Below are 15,655 nucleotides of genomic sequence, written 5' to 3' on the forward strand. Positions count from 1 at the left end.
CTAGTATTCTATTTTTCCGATGCTTTCCGACCAAAGTTTAAAAGCTTCAAGAGCTTCTTCGTTCATCATTTGAATCGTTTCCAATTTTCGGTTTTGGTAAGGAAGTTCTAATTCCTCATAAATGAATTGGTCGTCGAAGTTGATATCGGCAGCATTCTTTTTGGTATTGGCAAAATACATCCTGTCGGGTCTTGCCCAGTAAATGGCTCCAAGGCACATCGGGCATGGTTCACAGCTGGTGTAGATTTCACAACCCTCCAATTGGAAACTTCCCAAAGCCTTACACGCATTTCTTATGGCAACAACTTCAGCATGCGCTGTTGGGTCGTTTGTTGATGTTACGCTGTTTGCTCCATGTGCAATTATTTTTCCGTCCTTAACGATTACGGCACCGAATGGTCCACCTTTTCCCGATTTCACATTTTCTATAGAAAGCTGAATCGCTTCCTGCATAAACTCACTTTGTTTTGTTGAACACATATTCTGATATAATTTTTAATACAATTTTGAGGTGCTTTCAAAATTTTGAAGCCAATAAAGATACAAATTGAAATGATTTGAAAGTTCATTCCATAAAAAAAAGGAAAACTTTCGTTTTCCTTTTTTGGAGCCGGCGGAGGGACTCGAACCCACGACCTGCTGATTACAAATCAGCTGCTCTAGCCAACTGAGCTACGCTGGCGGCGTAATAGTTCTGCAAATATAGAAGTGAAAATTAATTCTCCAAAATATTTGTGAACTTTTTTCGCAAAATATTTTATTAAAGTGCGTTGATTTTTTCAACCAATTGATTAGCAGTTTGTTCTAAATCTGCATTGATTTGCTTGAAATGCGCTTTTTTATTTTCAACATTCTTAGCATTAACTTTTGCAATCAAAGCGTCAAAAGAGGTGATAGCCTCATCAATGATAGCGTTTGTTTTGTCAGATGGTTTCCCTGCAGTAGTCATTTCGTAGATGTAAACTGCTTCGATGATATCACCCAATACGAAGTTAATGTCTTTCTTTAAATTTTTAACACTTGGCATTTTCTTTATTTTTAAAATTCTCGGCAAAATTACACTAAATCTTTAGAACACCAACTACGAAATATAAATTTCTAAGATCGAGGCGTTCCCGGAGAGTTCAAAATCAGTCAGGCTTGCCGGAAGCAGAACCGTATCACCCTTTTTATAGGCATGCGTCTCTCCATGAAGATTTATCTGGAAATCACCTTCCACACACATATAAACCGTAAAGGAAGTTCCGTGTTTGTAAACCGTTATTTTTCCGTCAAGCGGAATCAGATTGGTTGTAAAGTATTTACATTCGACAACAGGATTCGAAACATTTTCGGTTTTAGAATATTTTTTCTCAGCATCAACCGTTTCATAATTGATGGCTTCCAAGGACAAATCGACGTGGAGTTCCCGTTTATTTCCATTGGCATCAACCCGGTCAAAATCATAAATACGGTAGGTAATATCCGAAGTCTGCTGGATTTCGGCTACGACAATTCCGGCTCCAATGGCATGGATGGTTCCGGTTTCCAGAAAAAAAACATCGCCCTGTTTTACTTTTTTGGTATCCAGAATATCAACAATGGTTTTATCGTGAATATGGTTCAGGTATTCTTCAGGAGAAGATTTTTGTTTGAAACCAACAATCAATCTTGCGTTATCATCAGCCTGCATGACGTACCACATTTCGGTTTTACCAAAGGAATTGTGGCGTTTTTTTGCCAGCTCATCATTGGGGTGCAACTGAATAGAAAGGTCTTCCCGGGCATCAAGGTATTTGAAAAGCAACGGGAATTGTTTTCCAAATTGGGCATAAACCTTATCTCCCAAAACCGCTTCGGGATACTCATTGATTAAATCGTTCAGGGATTTACCTTTTAAATTTCCATTTGCAATGATGCTTACATCTCCTTCTACAGTAGAAATTTCCCAACTTTCACCAGTGATATCAGAAGTTATGGGTTTGTTGAGATAGGTTTTTAATTTGGTTCCGCCCCAAATCCTTTCTTTCAAAATAGGTTCAAATTGTAACGGATATAATTTCATTACTGATAATTTTTGGTCAAACTTACATTGTTTTCAGGATTTCGAGCGCTTTTCGATATGAATTTTGCCCGAAGTACTGTCGAAAATCAATTGGACAATTCCATTTTTATCGGCAACATAAGTTGCGCGTCCCGGAATTAATCCGAAGTAATCATTGGGAACACCAAAAGCTTTCCTAATCTTTTTATCAGAATCGGAAAGCAGAATAAAAGGCAGATGATGCTTATTGGCAAACTCAATATGCGATTTCAAACTATCGCCACTAATTCCGATTACCTCAGCGCCCAAAGCCTTAAAATCCTCATATTGGTCACGGAACGAACAGGCCTGTTCAGTGCAGACCCGTGTATCATCCTTTGGATAAAAATAGATTACCGTTGGTTTTTTGCCAATGACGGTATTGCTTTCAAACAAATTACCATTAGTATCAATGGCTGAAAAATCCGGAACCCTATCTCCTACTTTCATTATTCTCCTTTAAAGGTTACAAAATTTCTCGGAGTTTCATACAAAACCACTTCCAGATCTTTGTTGGCATGAATATGCTTTCGGAGTTTTTGCCAAATAACCACAACAATATTTTCGGCAGTCGGATTCAAATCGGCAAACTCAGGAACATCAAGGTTTAGGTTTTTATGATCGAAGGCATCTTCAATATGGACTTTTATCAGATCAGATAAAATCTTGGTATCAATGACATATCCTGTTTCCGGGTCAATTTCACCCGTAACGGAAACCGTCAGCTCATAATTGTGGCCGTGAAAATTGGGATTGTTACATTTTCCAAAAACGCTGTCATTTTTTTCATTTGTCCAGTCTTTGCGGTACAAACGATGGGCAGCGTTAAAGTGGGCTTTTCGGGAAACGGTTACTCTCATGGGTTATGGTTTATGGTCTTCGAGGTAATGATAGAATTCGTCAAAAATGATTTTGAACCACACGGTGTAAAGTTCAGGATGCTGTATCATATCGGTTTTTACATCCTCAATTTTCATCCATTTCCAGCTTTCTACCTCATCATCATTAATTTTTGGTTCCTCGTTATAATAACCAATCATTACGTGGTCTAGTTCGTGTTCGGTCAAACCATTGTCAAATGGCGCTTTATAGATAAAATGAAACAATTCCTTGAGCTCGGTTTTAAAACCCATTTCTTCATACAAACGTCGTGTTCCGGCTTCGATGTTGGTCTCGCCTTTGCGTTGATGGCTGCAACAGGTATTGGTCCACAACAACGGTGAATGGTATTTGTGATGTGCGCGTTGCTGCAACATGATTTCGTTGTCTTTATTCAATATAAAAACCGAAAAGGCACGATGCAGAATGGCTTTTTCATGCGCTTCGAGTTTGTTCATCAAACCGATAGGCTCATCCTGTTCGTTCACCAGGATTACTTGTTCTTCAATCATAGCGTTTATTAATCTTTCAAAAGTACGAAAAAAAATAAGCCTTCATAATCATCCCTTTTTGAACAACCGTTAAACTTTCCTTAAAAGCCGGTAATTTGTAAACTATTTGACATTTTGGCTCGTATATCAGCCGTAAATTTGTAAAAGATTTAAATTCAATCACGATGCGAAAATCCATTTTTAATTTCTTATTTTTAGTTCCACTATTCATGCTGAATGCCTGTGGGCAATCCAACAAAAAACAAAACACAACGCAAAAATCCAATGCTATGGAAAACGTAATTTCAAAACCTGAAAATCCTTATTACTCGAATACCGATACCACAAAACTCAATGTTTCCGATGCCGAATGGAAAAAAGTCCTGTCACCCGATCTATATGCAGTGGCGCGTCAGGCTGATACCGAAAGGGCTTTTACGGGAACCATGTGGAATTCGGAAACCAAAGGAACTTATTATTGCGCGGCCTGCGGATTAAGGCTTTTTAAATCCGATCAAAAATTCACCAGCAGCTGTGGCTGGCCGAGTTTCTTTGAGCAGGACAATAAAAACAGCATTGTTTTCAAAGATGACAATTCGTACGGAATGCACCGCACTGAAGCGCTTTGCGGAAGATGTGGCAGCCATTTAGGACATTTATTTGACGATGGACCGGAACCAACCGGAAAACGTTATTGCATGAATGCCATTTCACTCGATTTTGTCCCTGATGCTGCTGAAATTAAAGGAACTACTGCTAACAAAGGAAATTTGGAAACTATCGTTATTGGCGGAGGTTGTTACTGGTGCGTTGAAGCGGTGTATGAGCAGTTGGAAGGTGTTGAAAAAGTAGTTTCCGGATTTGCCGGAGGAACGGTTGTAAATCCAAGTTATGAGCAGGTTTGTACCGGAACAACCGGAGCTGCCGAAGTAGTTGAGATTACTTATGACAAAACCAAAACCAGCCTTGACGAAATCTTTAAGGTGTTCTTTACCGTACACGACCCAACGACCTTAAACCGTCAGGGTGCCGATGTTGGAACGCAATACCGCTCAGTGATATTTTATAAAAATGACGAACAGAAGAAAGCTGCCCAAAGCATCATTGCCGATTTGAACAATGCCAAAGTTTATGATTCTAAAATTGTCACTACTTTAGAGCCTTTCAAAGCATTTTATAAAGCAAAGGATTATCATCAGAATTATTATCAAAACAATAAAAACCAGCCTTATTGTGAAATGGTAATCCAGCCCAAACTGGAAAAATTCGAAAAAATATTCAAAGACAGACTGAAAAAGAAATAATTGTTAATTCAGAAAAACCGCTTGTGAGAATGAGCGGTTTTTTGATTTTAGAAGTTTACCCTAAAAAAAATATTGGGTGTAAACCCTAAGGAATAATAATCCTGAACGCTATATTGCGGCGTTAGGAAATCGCCAATGTCGGCAAATTTTCGCTCCAGTTCCTTGCTAATGATTTCATGGCGATTATACAGATTGTAAACCGAAAAACCGATTTTGTACTGCCAGTCATCACTGCCTTTAAATTGATAAAACCCTGAAAAATCCAAACGGTGGTAATCGGGTAAGGTTTCCGAATTATAGGATGCAATTTCTCCCGAATCATTTATCAAACTATAAGGTTTTCCGGTGTGCCAAAACCAGCCCAGTGCCAAATTGAAATTCCTGATTTTTTTATAAAATGAAATCGTAAGCGAATGTTTGGTGTTGGAATTTAACTGGAAATATTCGTGATCATTGATTTCATCAAACCTGTTTTGTGAATCCTGGAAAGTATAGGTTGCCCAGGCTCGCCAGCTTGGAGCGCTTTTTTGTACCAAAACATCGACACCTTTTGTAAATCCCTGCCCTTTATGAATGTTCAAATCATATTGATTCTGGAAATCAAAAGTAAACGAAGTAATCCCAGAAATGGTTTTGTAATACAAATCCAAATCCAGCAACCAGGAACCTTTTTTATAAATTAGCCCTGTCGTAAACTGATTGGCTTTCTGAATGGGATAAGAATCCTTTGCAGACAAAACCCACACGTAATTTTCCAGGCTCAAATCATTGGCAAAATCTTCCCTAATCTGGCTAGAAACCTGGCTTTTCCTTTCATACGAAAGCTGCCATATCCATTCATCGGTAAGATGATTTTGCGCTAAAAACCTGGGTTCAAAACTATGCTGTTGTAATTGACCAAAATAATTATGACGGATTCCACCCTGGAAATCCCACTTATTGAAATCATATTTAAAAAACGAATAGCCGGCATAGGTAACATTGTAATTGTGCTCGGTGCCAAGGATTACACCAAGATTTTGATTGTAGCTGTTGAACAGGTGCGAGATGTCATTTCCAAAAACCTGGAAGCCAAAATCCCAATGCAGTTTGTCATGAAGCTGATAGCCAAAATTCATTTCCAACCCCGAATCAATGACGCGGTTCAACTTTTTGTAGCCTTCAAATTCAGATTCGGAATATTGGTGCATCTTTTCATAATCAAAATCATAGGCCGAATAAAACAGAGTCGTTTTTTGCTGGAACCGTTGGCTGTATTTTTGAGACCAATTCAGGCTAAAGCCAAAATTGGAAATCGCCATTTCCTGATTATTAATGCTGGAATCGGGTTCTTCTGTTTTGAAATCAAGATTATTGTCAATCCATAATCCCGTAAAAGACACTTCCGTTTTATCATTTGGCTTAAAATTCAATTTGGCCGAATAATCCTGAAACCCAAAATTATTCTGCTTGTCAAAATCCCCAAAATTGGTATTCTGGAATACTTTTTTGGCAAGTTGGTCAAAGGTTGGCGACTGCAGCCATTCGGTAAATGATTTTCTGCCCGAAAGCTGTAAACCCAATTTCTTTTTTATCAAAGGAAGCTGCAGATACAAATCGGCATTCAGTGCATTGATTCCTGCATTGACCTTGGTTTTATCTGAAATTTTATCTGATGTTTTGATGTCGATTACGCTCGAAATGCGTTCGCCAAATTTTGGATTGGTTGCCTTGTTATAATAATTGACCGTTTGCTCTACATTAGGATTAATAGCAGAAATCATCCCAAACAAATGCCCGGGATGATACAACCTTATTCCGTCCCACAAAATAAGGTTCTGGTCGGGTGTGCTTCCTCGAATATGCAAGCCACTCGCAGTTTCATTGGGGCTTTTGACACCAGGCAGTTGTTGCAATGTCAGTAAAATATCGGCATCGGTAACACCTGGCAATGTTTCCACTTTTTGAGGATGCAGCACTACTTTCTGACTGGTTTTGTTGATTCCTTTTGCCAAAAAACCTTCCACCAAAACATCGTCTAAGGCATAAGCCTGCAAAGGTTGGTTTTCTTCCATCGCAAGCGAATAAAAACGGTTGTCAATTTTGATTATTTTAAGCGTAGTCTGTTTTTCAATTTCGGCATTAATAGCCTCTAACGAATAAACCGATTTAGGTATTGTGATTTTTTTTCCGGTGGCAATGCTGTCAACATAGGAATATTTGATATCGAATTTTTGCTCAACATCCGCTAAAACTTTGGCAAGTTCCTGGGAATTATAGCCAAGGGTAATCTTTTCACCTTTTTGTGACCATGAAATTGGGATAAAAACAATAGTTATAAAAAGTGAAATCAGGTATTTCATTCTGAAATTATAATTTTTCCTGCGCCATTGTCCGAATATTTCAAATGCAATGGAATGCAAATCGACTTCAACGCAACAGCTCTGTTTTTATGGGTAAATGCTCCGGTAAATTTTACGTTTTCGACACTTTTAGGATAATCAATCACAACATTATATTGATTTGTAAACTGGCTCAGGACGTACTGCATTGGTACATTTTTGAAGGTCGTTTCGCCATTAATCCAGGAAGGTTTGGTTTGCATATCAGCCCAGTTTTCGGAAGTATGGTCATAAAACCGAATGCTCTCTGATGGTGTTAAAATAGCAATTTTTCCCTTAGTTTCTACCCTTACCTTCCCTTCATAACAAATAACTTCAAAGTAATCCTTATGTGAATTGACATTAAATTTGGTGCCCAAAACCGTTACGCAGCCCAAAGCGGTTTTTACCGTAAACCGGCTTCCTTTCTGCACTTCAAAAAAAGCTTCGCCTTCCAAATCCAAGGTCCTGTTGTATTGAAACAGGTTTGGGTAAGACAACTTCGATTTGGCATTCAAGGTCACTTGTGAATTATCCGGTAGTGTTACCATTTGGGTTGCCCCAAAGCCGGTTTCATTGGTATTCGAAAAATAAAATAACTGGAACAAACCGAAGAAAAGCAATACCGCCGCCGCAATAGCAGCATAGCGCCATAGTGGAAATACTCTTGCAGTCTTTTTTGATTTTTGAGTTTCGATTTTTTGCTTGATGGCACTGAAGTTTTGTTCCATATCCGGATTGGCTGTAGTGTAGCCTTCCAAAGTATTTTTTAGTTTTTGATAATCCAAAAAATCACTCTCGCCTACAAGCTGCTTCAGTTGCCCGTCCGAAATTTTTCCGGCCAGCCAATCTGACAAGTACGTCTCATTTTCATTTTCCATGATGGTCATTTTATTTTAAACATTTTTTACCACTTTCCTCAACGAAAGTAAGGCCTGATGCATTCTTTTTTCTACTGCTTTCACCGATAAATCCAATGAAGCGGCAATCTCGGTGTAGGATTGGTTGTCAAAACGGTTCATCAAAAAAACGGTCCGCTGCTTTTCGGGCAAATCGTTGATTGCCTTTTCCAATCGGTTTTTCAGCTCGGTTTCCTCCAACAAAAATTCGGGTGATTCATGATGCTCTGATTTTGGCTTAGAGACAATTTCAAAATTCTGAACAACCTTGTCGTGCTTGATTTGATTGAGCGATAAACGTATTGCCGTCGTATACAAAAAACTCTTAGCCTGTTCGGGCTTTAGTATCCCACAATTTTCCCAAAGTTTGACAAAGGCATTCTGGGCGACATCTTCAGCACGCTCAACATCCCTAAATTTATAAATTAAAAAGTTTCTCAGCAACTTAAAGTTAGTGTCAAAAACCGATTTGAAAATCGGCTCTGAGCACAAACACGGTGAAGGTTTCTGATCTACTTTATCCATACCTAAAAAAACCTGTTACCACATGCTCCTTAAAAACATGTGGTAACAAGAACTAAAATTTAATTCAAATTATTAACTAACTGATTCTTCATTAATTACAATTTTGGGCAACCAGGATTTGAAAATCAGACTGGCCTAGAACTGTTGTAGTAATTCCGTTTGTAAAAGTTATCGTTATAGGATAATTAAACGCAGGATAAGCTGATTGTGCCGGGAACCAATATTGCAATAGTTCACCATCGTTATGCACTGTTACCAAAGCTCCCTGAAACTGCACCTGAGCCGGATAATGCACCACAAAACAATGACTCAATAACTCTCCAAATGTTGGCAATGGAGCAACACCGCATTCTATGAAATCTGCAGCTGTAAATCCGTCGCACTCGGCACGGCAGGCGTTGTCATATTGAACAACTCCGGCTGAAGTCTGGACACAAACCGGTTCAAAGTTTGCAGGACACGGACATGGATTATTGGGGTCACAGCTTACAAAATCGTTTTGATCATAACCATCACAGGCGGCAAAACATTCGTTGGAATATTCTACAATTCCAGCTGGTGTTTGTACGCAAACCGGTTGGTACACTAAATCGCATAAACAATTAGAAGCACTACAGTCATTGTTCAGTTCAAAGAACTCATACAAATCGTGGATTACAATGGTTTGATTATTCTGGATTACGTTGATTGGGAAAACTATATCCAATTGGTATGTTCCTGCTGGTGATGAAACCAACTGCATTAATTCGGCCTGATTGTGCACAGTGATGGATACTTGATTGACATCGAGAACCGAAATTGGGAATTCAATGCTATAGCAGGTAAAATCAAAAACAAAATCATTTACAACCTGAATATTATCACAAGCCTGAAGTATGGCAAAAAATTCAGCTTCGTCGTGTATTGTTGTGACTGCACCTTCCTGTTGTACCTGGAATGGGAATGCAATTCCTTCAATATACAAAGCTGTATTTTCATTGGCCAATATTTCTAGTAAACCTTCAAAATTAGCAACAGTAACCTGTGTTCCGTTGTTGTACTCAAGCGTTATCGGATAAACAAAGGCGAAGCAAAATGCCTGGTCCTGTGTAGTAAGTGTGTTTTTCCCCGAAATCCCATTTACTTTTTTGATTGCGTTGAGCGTGGTTCTCAACGAGATGCTCTTAGAAGCAATGGCTTCATTTTCTACAGGATTGCTGTCTGAACAGGAATAGAATATTGCCGCAGAAACGGTAAGCAGCAATAATAGTAGTTTAAATTTTTTCATCTTACTTTATAATTTAGAGTTTAAAGGTTAGACAACGCAAAAACGCATCACCCTACTTTTTTATAAAAATAAATGAAATATAGCTTATTTTCCGAGACTTTCGGCAATTTTCAAGGCGCATTTTTCGCCGTCAATGGCTGCTGAAATGATTCCTCCTGCAAAGCCTGCGCCTTCTCCACAAGGATATAAGCCTTTGATTTGGGGATGTTCCAAAGAAAAATTGTCGCGTGGGATTCTAACGGGTGAGGATGTCCTGCTTTCAGGAGCATGAAGAATGGCATCATTGGTCATATAACCACGCATCGATTTTCCGAATTCCTTAAAACCTTGCCTCATGATTTGGGATAGGAATCCTGGGAAAACCTTCCCCATTTCCACAGAAGTTGTTCCGGGAACATAGGATGTTTTTGGTATGGATGCGGAAACTTTATTTTGGGTAAAATCAATCATTCTTTGTGCCGGAACTTTTTGGGTTTGCCCCGCCAAATACCAGGCTTTCTGTTCGATGCTTTTCTGGAATTCCATTCCGGCAAGCGCTCCAAATTTTTCAAACGGCTTGAAATCTTCCAATTTCAATTCGACCACAATTCCCGAATTGGCCGTAGCCTGATCGCGTTTTGATGGCGACCAGCCATTGGTAACCACTTCACCCGGACTTGTAGCACAAGGCGCAATTACGCCACCCGGACACATGCAGAACGAATACATTCCGCGGCCGTTAACCTGTTTCACAATCGAGTAAGGCGCTGGAGGCAAATGTTCGCCACGAAAATCACAACTGTACTGGATTTTATCAATGAGTTCCTGAGGATGCTCGGCGCGAACGCCCAATGCAAAAGGCTTGGCTTCAATCAGGATTTTTTTCCTGTCCAATAATTCGAAAATATCACGTGCTGAATGACCTGTTGCCAGTATTAATTTGTTCGCTGAAATCGCATCACCATTCTGCGTTACAACGCCTTGTATTTCGTTGTTCTTTACAATAAAATCAGTAACCCTGGTTTCGAACAAGACTTTGCCGCCACATTCGATAATCTTTTCACGGATATCCTGGATGATTTGTGGCAGTTTGTTGGTTCCGATGTGTGGATGTGCTTCAACCAAAATATCTGGTGTCGCACCAAAGCCAACCAATAGCTGAAGAATCCGATCCACATCGCCACGTTTTTTAGAACGCGTATATAACTTTCCGTCGGAATAGGTTCCGGCTCCGCCTTCGCCAAAGCAATAATTGGAATCTTCATTGACGATATGGTCTACATTGATGGCTTTCAAATCACGTCGTCTTCCACGAACATCTTTTCCACGTTCGATGACTATTGGCTTTAAGCCCATTTCAATTAGTTGTAACGCCGCAAAAAGACCGGCTGGACCGGCACCAACAATAATCACTTCCTGTTTATTGGAAACATTATTATAATCGGGAAGTCCGATTGGCTGTTCTGTATATTTTTCATCAATCAGATAGACCAAAACCTTCAGATTAAACTTTATCGCTTTTTGACGCGCATCTATCGAACGTTTAAGGATAACGACCTTATGAACCAATTTGGTGGAAACCCGAACTGATTTAGCCACATACTCCTTGAGCAAATTTTCATTTGCTGCTACTTCGGGTGAAACCTGGATTTGGAGTTCTTGTGGCATCGCTTTGTTTTTTTGGCAAAAATAAACAAATCGAAATTAGCACAAATAAAAAAGGTTCAGCTTTCGCCAAACCTTTGATATTAAGAGGAGGAAATCCTGTGGATTTCAGGTACTCGAGCTTTAGCCCGTTTTGAATTTAGTTCTTGATGAACTTATAATTTCCAACCTGGTTGTTCATGGTTACTTTTACAAAATAAACTCCAGCCTGTAACTCTGCAACTGAAATAGTCGTCAGTGCTTCAGTAGCTTTCAGGGATTTTATTTTTGAGCCATTGATTGAATAAATTTCAATTGAAGCGTTTACATCTTCAGTATTATTTTGAATGTTCAGTAAATCTGATGTTGGGTTTGGATATACTTTTATGGCAGCTGTCGTCAAAGAAACCTGACTTGTTCCAAGAGCTACAGCAGATTCAAGATAATCTGCAGTTCCGTTGGAATTGGTGTCATCATCAGAAGGATTACCGTTGTGATTGTAATCTTCCCTCCATGTCAATAAACCATCACCATCATCATCTTTATCCAAATAATTTGGAATACCATCATTATCCGTATCCAAAAGTATATTGGCACTCTGAGTAACATTGGTTTTGAAGAAAACGTACTCAACACTAGTCAGTACCAAATCGCCATCATCATCGTTATCTGAATAATTCGGAATCCCATCAAAATCGGTATCATCATTTGCCAGATTGGTATCATTATTTATATCTTCTGCCGACGTTGGAACCGAATCATTATCTGCATCAATGCTACAATCAATAACGCTTAGAGTAACTGGTCTTACAACTGAATTGATATTGGTATAAATAGTCATCGGATTTGATATATTGAGATAGGCATTTGGATTTGCAATCGGATTAACCTGAGCCTGCGCATCTACCTGAGTCTCAAAAAATGAAACAGCAGCTGGATTTGGATATAGGTCGTTTGCCGCTACTGATAAATCGAAGGTTTGAATTCCGTCAGCATTATCATCACAACGCACAAAAGAATAATTTGGAAAATATCCTGAACGGTAAAAACGCCATGCTTCCTGAGAAGCGTTCCAGTTTCCTGCATTTCTTCCAGGAGCGGCAATAGCTTGTGTAGTAGTATTAACAAGACCGATAACGCCTCTTCCCCCATTCCATCCTACAGGCTTGTCTTCCAATTATCTGAACATCTATGGAATTTGAAGTTTCACTCAAAATCATTTGGAAAGAACTAGTAGCAGTAGTACCACAGCTAAAATGAGGCTGATTGTTAAAAAAGACTACAAATTTTCTATAAGGAAATACTCCATACACTCCATAAGTTAATGTTCCTGTAGCAGCACTATTATCTAAGTCTTCATAACATCCCAAAATTGAATTTTGTATCGGAAATGAAGTTGAAGGAATTGTCGAACTAAAAGACCAAGGCGAAGTTTGAGTTGCCAAATTAGTCCTAAAATCGATGTAACCGTTGGTACTAATCACCAGCTGATTGTAAGTGTTTCCATAAAAATCAAAGCTAAACGGAAGCGTTATAACCTGGGAATACTTATCATCAGGAGTAGTCAGTGCAACCAATGTGCCTGAAAACGGCTGGAACGGAATTGCCGTTACCGAGTAATTATTTTGTGAAATTCCCTTTAAGGAAATAAAGGCGAATACGATAAAAAGAATGTATTTTTGTTTCATAATCAGGTTTTGAATAATTTTTGACAAATCTATCGAATTTTATTCAGTAAAGAACTGATGTGTAAAATTTTAACTATGTCAAGGCAAATAAAATTAATTTGGGACTTTAGAGGGGAAGCAGCTGCAAAAACGGCGGAGCATCACGAACTCCATTTGAAGGAATACATTATTCATGAAAAACTTCCACTTCATATCACTGGTTTTGAAATAAAAAATGAAATGCACGCCATCGCTTTTATGGTAGTAACCGATGACTACATGATTCCGGTTCGTGATGCGCTGAAACCTCATCGTGGCGAACTTTATACAGAATAAAAAAGAGAAGCAAAAGCTTCTCTTTTTTAATTAGCTACTTCGCTAATGAATTTTATACGCATCAGGCGGAGTTCCTCAATGTCATAATCTCCATCAAATTCCTTGAGTGCATCTTCAATTTTATCCGATTCGGAATCCATGAAATAATCGTGGATTTCTTCCTGTTGTTCTTCGTCGAGGATTTCGTTGACCCAATAATTGATATTCAATTTGGTTCCCGAATATACAATCTGTTCCATTTCCTTCAACAAAGCGTCCATATTCATACCTTTTGCCTTGGCGATATCTTCAAGTGAAAGTTTCCTGTCTATGTTTTGGATGATGTATAATTTATTTGCCGAATTGGCTCCTGTGGATTTCACAACCAAATCATCAGGCCTGATAATATCATTGTCTTCAACATAACGGGCAATGAGTTCGGCAAATTCCTTACCGTATTTTTTGGCCTTTCCTTCGCCAACGCCGTGGACATTGCTCAGCTCGTCAATGGTTATTGGATATTTCAAAGCCATATCTTCCAATGATGGATCCTGGAATACCACAAATGGTGGAACGCCCAATTTCTTGGCGACCTTTTTACGCAGATCCCGGAGCATGCTCATCAGCGCTTCGTCTGCAGTTCCTGTAGATTTTGCTGCCGTTACGATGGCGTCATCTTCGGTTTCATTGTATTCATGGTCTTCAGACATCATGAATGAAGTTGGATTTTTGATGAATTCATGCCCTTTCCCGGACACTTTCAGAATACCATAGGTCTCAATATCTTTTGTCAAAAGACCATCCACCAAAATTTGACGGATTAGGGCCATCCAATAACGTTCCTCAAAATCCTTCCCTGCACCAAAAAACGGTTGCGTATCGGTTCGGTGTGCTTTTATCATGGCGTTTACCCTTCCAATAAGTGTAAAACAGATTTCTTTGGATTTATATAAATGCTTGGTATCGCGTACGACTTCCAGAAGCAGTTTGACCTGGTTTTTGGCTTCAACTTTTGTTTTAGGATTACGGACATTGTCGTCCATATCTGCACCTTCTCCCGTCTCGCTGTCGAATTCTTCCCCAAAATAATGGAGCAGGAATTTACGTCTGGACATCGAAGTTTCGGCATAAGCCACAACTTCCTGAAGCAGCGCAAAACCAATTTCCTGTTCGGCAACCGGTTTTCCTGACATGAATTTTTCAAGCTTTTCTACATCCTTATAGGAATAATAGGCAAGGCAATGCCCTTCTCCACCATCTCTTCCTGCACGTCCGGTTTCCTGGTAATAACTTTCGAGAGATTTTGGAATATCGTGATGGATTACAAAACGGACATCGGGTTTGTCAATTCCCATCCCAAATGCAATAGTTGCCACAACGACTTCAACATCTTCCATAAGGAACATATCCTGGTGTTTGGCACGGGTTTTTGCATCCAAACCGGCATGATAGGGAACAGCAGAAATTCCGTTTACCTGCAATACTTCTGCAATTTCCTCAACCTTCTTTCGGCTTAGGCAGTAAATGATTCCGGATTTTCCTTTATTCTGTTTGATGAAACGGATGATATCCGCTTCTATATTTTTGGTTTTGGTACGTACTTCGTAAAATAAATTCGGACGGTTGAATGAAGCCTTAAATGTTTTGGCATCAGACATGTCGAGATTCTTGAGGATGTCTTCCTGGACTTTTGGTGTAGCCGTAGCCGTAAGGCCGATTACCGGAACATCCCCAATAAGTTTGATGATGGATTTCAGGTTGCGGTATTCCGGACGGAAATCGTGTCCCCATTCTGAAATACAGTGTGCCTCATCAATGGCAACGAATGATATTTTGACACTTTGAAGGAATTCCACATATTCTTCCTTGGTTAAGGATTCGGGAGCAACATATAATAATTTGGTAATTCCCGATGTGATGTCTTTTTTAACCTGGGTAATTTCGGTTTTTGTTAATGAAGAATTCAATACATGGGCTATGCCATTTTCAGACGATAAACTCCTGATGGCATCTACCTGGTTTTTCATTAAGGCAATCAAGGGAGAGACGACGATGGCGGTTCCATCCTGAATCAAAGCGGGTAATTGGTAGCATAACGATTTTCCTCCACCAGTAGGCATTATAACAAAGGTATTATTTTGCGCAATAACACTTCTAATGACTTGTTCTTGTAATCCTTTAAATTGGTTGAAACCAAAATACTTTTTTAATTCTTTGTGAATGTCAATTTCGTCTAAATTCATTCTTTGTTAATCGTATTTTT

General features: G+C 39.2%; 16 protein-coding genes and 1 tRNA gene. 2 read left to right on the forward strand and 15 right to left on the reverse strand.

Annotated elements, in window-relative coordinates; genetic code table 11:
- From L1S31_RS10115 to idi, 7 genes are all read right to left on the reverse strand, one after another.
- Entirely contained in the window at positions 1-480 is a 480-nt protein-coding gene (locus tag L1S31_RS10115) for a nucleoside deaminase (RefSeq protein ID WP_236464612.1), read from the reverse strand.
- Positions 481-605: 125 nt separating this feature from the next.
- Positions 606-682 (reverse strand) — tRNA-Thr (locus L1S31_RS10120).
- 78 nt (positions 683-760) lie between these two features.
- Entirely contained in the window at positions 761-1,027 is a 267-nt protein-coding gene (locus tag L1S31_RS10125) for a hypothetical protein (protein WP_236464613.1), read from the reverse strand.
- Between the two features lie 54 nt (positions 1,028-1,081).
- Positions 1,082-2,044, reverse strand: coding sequence for a type I phosphomannose isomerase catalytic subunit (locus L1S31_RS10130; protein ID WP_236464614.1), 963 nt, complete (start codon positions 2,042-2,044; stop codon positions 1,082-1,084).
- Positions 2,045-2,077: 33 nt separating this feature from the next.
- The gene (locus L1S31_RS10135; protein WP_236464615.1) at positions 2,078-2,512 is read right to left on the reverse strand and encodes a peroxiredoxin; all 435 of its coding nucleotides are present in this window, start codon (positions 2,510-2,512) and stop codon (positions 2,078-2,080) included.
- A complete protein-coding gene (locus L1S31_RS10140) occupies positions 2,512-2,922 on the reverse strand; it encodes a 6-pyruvoyl trahydropterin synthase family protein (RefSeq protein ID WP_236464616.1) in 411 nt (136 codons plus the stop codon). The genes L1S31_RS10135 and L1S31_RS10140 overlap by 1 nt, the downstream gene beginning before the upstream one ends.
- Positions 2,923-2,925: 3 nt before the next feature.
- Complete coding sequence (gene idi / locus L1S31_RS10145) at positions 2,926-3,453, reverse strand: isopentenyl-diphosphate Delta-isomerase (protein WP_236464617.1); 528 nt, start codon at positions 3,451-3,453, stop codon at positions 2,926-2,928.
- Between the two features lie 209 nt (positions 3,454-3,662).
- Between idi and L1S31_RS10150 the strand changes: the two genes are divergently transcribed.
- Entirely contained in the window at positions 3,663-4,736 is a 1,074-nt protein-coding gene (locus L1S31_RS10150; protein ID WP_370637876.1) for a bifunctional methionine sulfoxide reductase B/A protein, read from the forward strand.
- Positions 4,737-4,783: 47 nt separating this feature from the next.
- Here L1S31_RS10150 and L1S31_RS10155 read toward each other — a convergent pair whose 3' ends face one another.
- The 7 genes from L1S31_RS10155 to L1S31_RS10185 form a co-directional block, all read right to left on the reverse strand.
- Positions 4,784-7,078 carry a TonB-dependent receptor plug domain-containing protein gene (locus tag L1S31_RS10155; protein ID WP_236464619.1) on the reverse strand — a complete coding sequence of 765 codons (2,295 nt, stop codon included), beginning with the start codon at positions 7,076-7,078 and terminating at the stop codon, positions 4,784-4,786.
- Positions 7,075-7,986 (reverse strand): FecR family protein, encoded by a 912-nt coding sequence (locus L1S31_RS10160; RefSeq protein ID WP_236464620.1) that lies wholly within the window; start codon positions 7,984-7,986, stop codon positions 7,075-7,077. The genes L1S31_RS10155 and L1S31_RS10160 overlap by 4 nt, the downstream gene beginning before the upstream one ends.
- Before the next feature lie 6 nt (positions 7,987-7,992).
- A complete protein-coding gene (locus L1S31_RS10165; protein WP_236464621.1) occupies positions 7,993-8,520 on the reverse strand; it encodes an RNA polymerase sigma factor in 528 nt (175 codons plus the stop codon).
- A gap of 91 nt (positions 8,521-8,611) precedes the next feature.
- The gene (locus tag L1S31_RS10170; RefSeq protein WP_236464622.1) at positions 8,612-9,787 is read right to left on the reverse strand and encodes a hypothetical protein; all 1,176 of its coding nucleotides are present in this window, start codon (positions 9,785-9,787) and stop codon (positions 8,612-8,614) included.
- Between the two features lie 84 nt (positions 9,788-9,871).
- Positions 9,872-11,434 carry an NAD(P)/FAD-dependent oxidoreductase gene (locus tag L1S31_RS10175; protein WP_236464623.1) on the reverse strand — a complete coding sequence of 521 codons (1,563 nt, stop codon included), beginning with the start codon at positions 11,432-11,434 and terminating at the stop codon, positions 9,872-9,874.
- 136 nt (positions 11,435-11,570) lie between these two features.
- Positions 11,571-12,587, reverse strand: a complete 1,017-nt coding sequence (locus L1S31_RS10180; RefSeq protein ID WP_236464624.1) for a T9SS type A sorting domain-containing protein — start codon at positions 12,585-12,587, stop codon at positions 11,571-11,573.
- Positions 12,532-13,125: an NIDO-like domain-containing protein gene (locus L1S31_RS10185; protein WP_236464625.1), complete on the reverse strand. Its 594-nt coding sequence runs from the start codon at positions 13,123-13,125 to the stop codon at positions 12,532-12,534. Before L1S31_RS10185 ends, L1S31_RS10180 begins: the two co-directional genes overlap by 56 nt.
- A gap of 48 nt (positions 13,126-13,173) precedes the next feature.
- On the opposite strand from L1S31_RS10185, the gene L1S31_RS10190 reads away from it, so the two are divergent.
- On the forward strand, positions 13,174-13,413 hold the full coding sequence (locus tag L1S31_RS10190; protein ID WP_236464626.1) for a hypothetical protein: 240 nt from the start codon (positions 13,174-13,176) through the stop codon (positions 13,411-13,413).
- 26 nt (positions 13,414-13,439) lie between these two features.
- On the opposite strand, the gene recQ is transcribed toward L1S31_RS10190, so the two are convergent.
- Positions 13,440-15,635, reverse strand: a complete 2,196-nt coding sequence (recQ, locus tag L1S31_RS10195) for a DNA helicase RecQ (RefSeq protein WP_236464627.1) — start codon at positions 15,633-15,635, stop codon at positions 13,440-13,442.
- Positions 15,636-15,655 lie beyond the last annotated feature (20 nt).

The sequence above is a fragment of the Flavobacterium wongokense genome (genome assembly GCF_021608265.1).
GTDB lineage: Bacteria > Bacteroidota > Bacteroidia > Flavobacteriales > Flavobacteriaceae > Flavobacterium > Flavobacterium wongokense.

Excerpts from the sequence above, each read along its gene's own strand:
- idi (WP_236464617.1), bottom strand. The coding sequence starts at position 3,453 with ATGATTGAAGAACAAGTAATCCTGGTGAACGAACAGGATGAGCCTATC.
- L1S31_RS10150 (WP_370637876.1), top strand. The coding sequence starts at position 3,663 with ATGCTGAATGCCTGTGGGCAATCCAACAAAAAACAAAACACAACGCAA.
- L1S31_RS10175 (WP_236464623.1), bottom strand. The coding sequence starts at position 11,434 with ATGCCACAAGAACTCCAAATCCAGGTTTCACCCGAAGTAGCAGCAAAT.
- L1S31_RS10130 (WP_236464614.1), bottom strand. The coding sequence starts at position 2,044 with ATGAAATTATATCCGTTACAATTTGAACCTATTTTGAAAGAAAGGATT.
- L1S31_RS10135 (WP_236464615.1), bottom strand. The coding sequence starts at position 2,512 with ATGAAAGTAGGAGATAGGGTTCCGGATTTTTCAGCCATTGATACTAAT.
- recQ (WP_236464627.1), bottom strand. The coding sequence starts at position 15,635 with ATGAATTTAGACGAAATTGACATTCACAAAGAATTAAAAAAGTATTTT.
- L1S31_RS10115 (WP_236464612.1), bottom strand. The coding sequence starts at position 480 with ATGTGTTCAACAAAACAAAGTGAGTTTATGCAGGAAGCGATTCAGCTT.
- L1S31_RS10170 (WP_236464622.1), bottom strand. The coding sequence starts at position 9,787 with ATGAAAAAATTTAAACTACTATTATTGCTGCTTACCGTTTCTGCGGCA.
- L1S31_RS10125 (WP_236464613.1), bottom strand. The coding sequence starts at position 1,027 with ATGCCAAGTGTTAAAAATTTAAAGAAAGACATTAACTTCGTATTGGGT.
- L1S31_RS10140 (WP_236464616.1), bottom strand. The coding sequence starts at position 2,922 with ATGAGAGTAACCGTTTCCCGAAAAGCCCACTTTAACGCTGCCCATCGT.
- L1S31_RS10165 (WP_236464621.1), bottom strand. The coding sequence starts at position 8,520 with ATGGATAAAGTAGATCAGAAACCTTCACCGTGTTTGTGCTCAGAGCCG.
- L1S31_RS10190 (WP_236464626.1), top strand. The coding sequence starts at position 13,174 with ATGTCAAGGCAAATAAAATTAATTTGGGACTTTAGAGGGGAAGCAGCT.
- L1S31_RS10155 (WP_236464619.1), bottom strand. The coding sequence starts at position 7,078 with ATGAAATACCTGATTTCACTTTTTATAACTATTGTTTTTATCCCAATT.
- L1S31_RS10160 (WP_236464620.1), bottom strand. The coding sequence starts at position 7,986 with ATGACCATCATGGAAAATGAAAATGAGACGTACTTGTCAGATTGGCTG.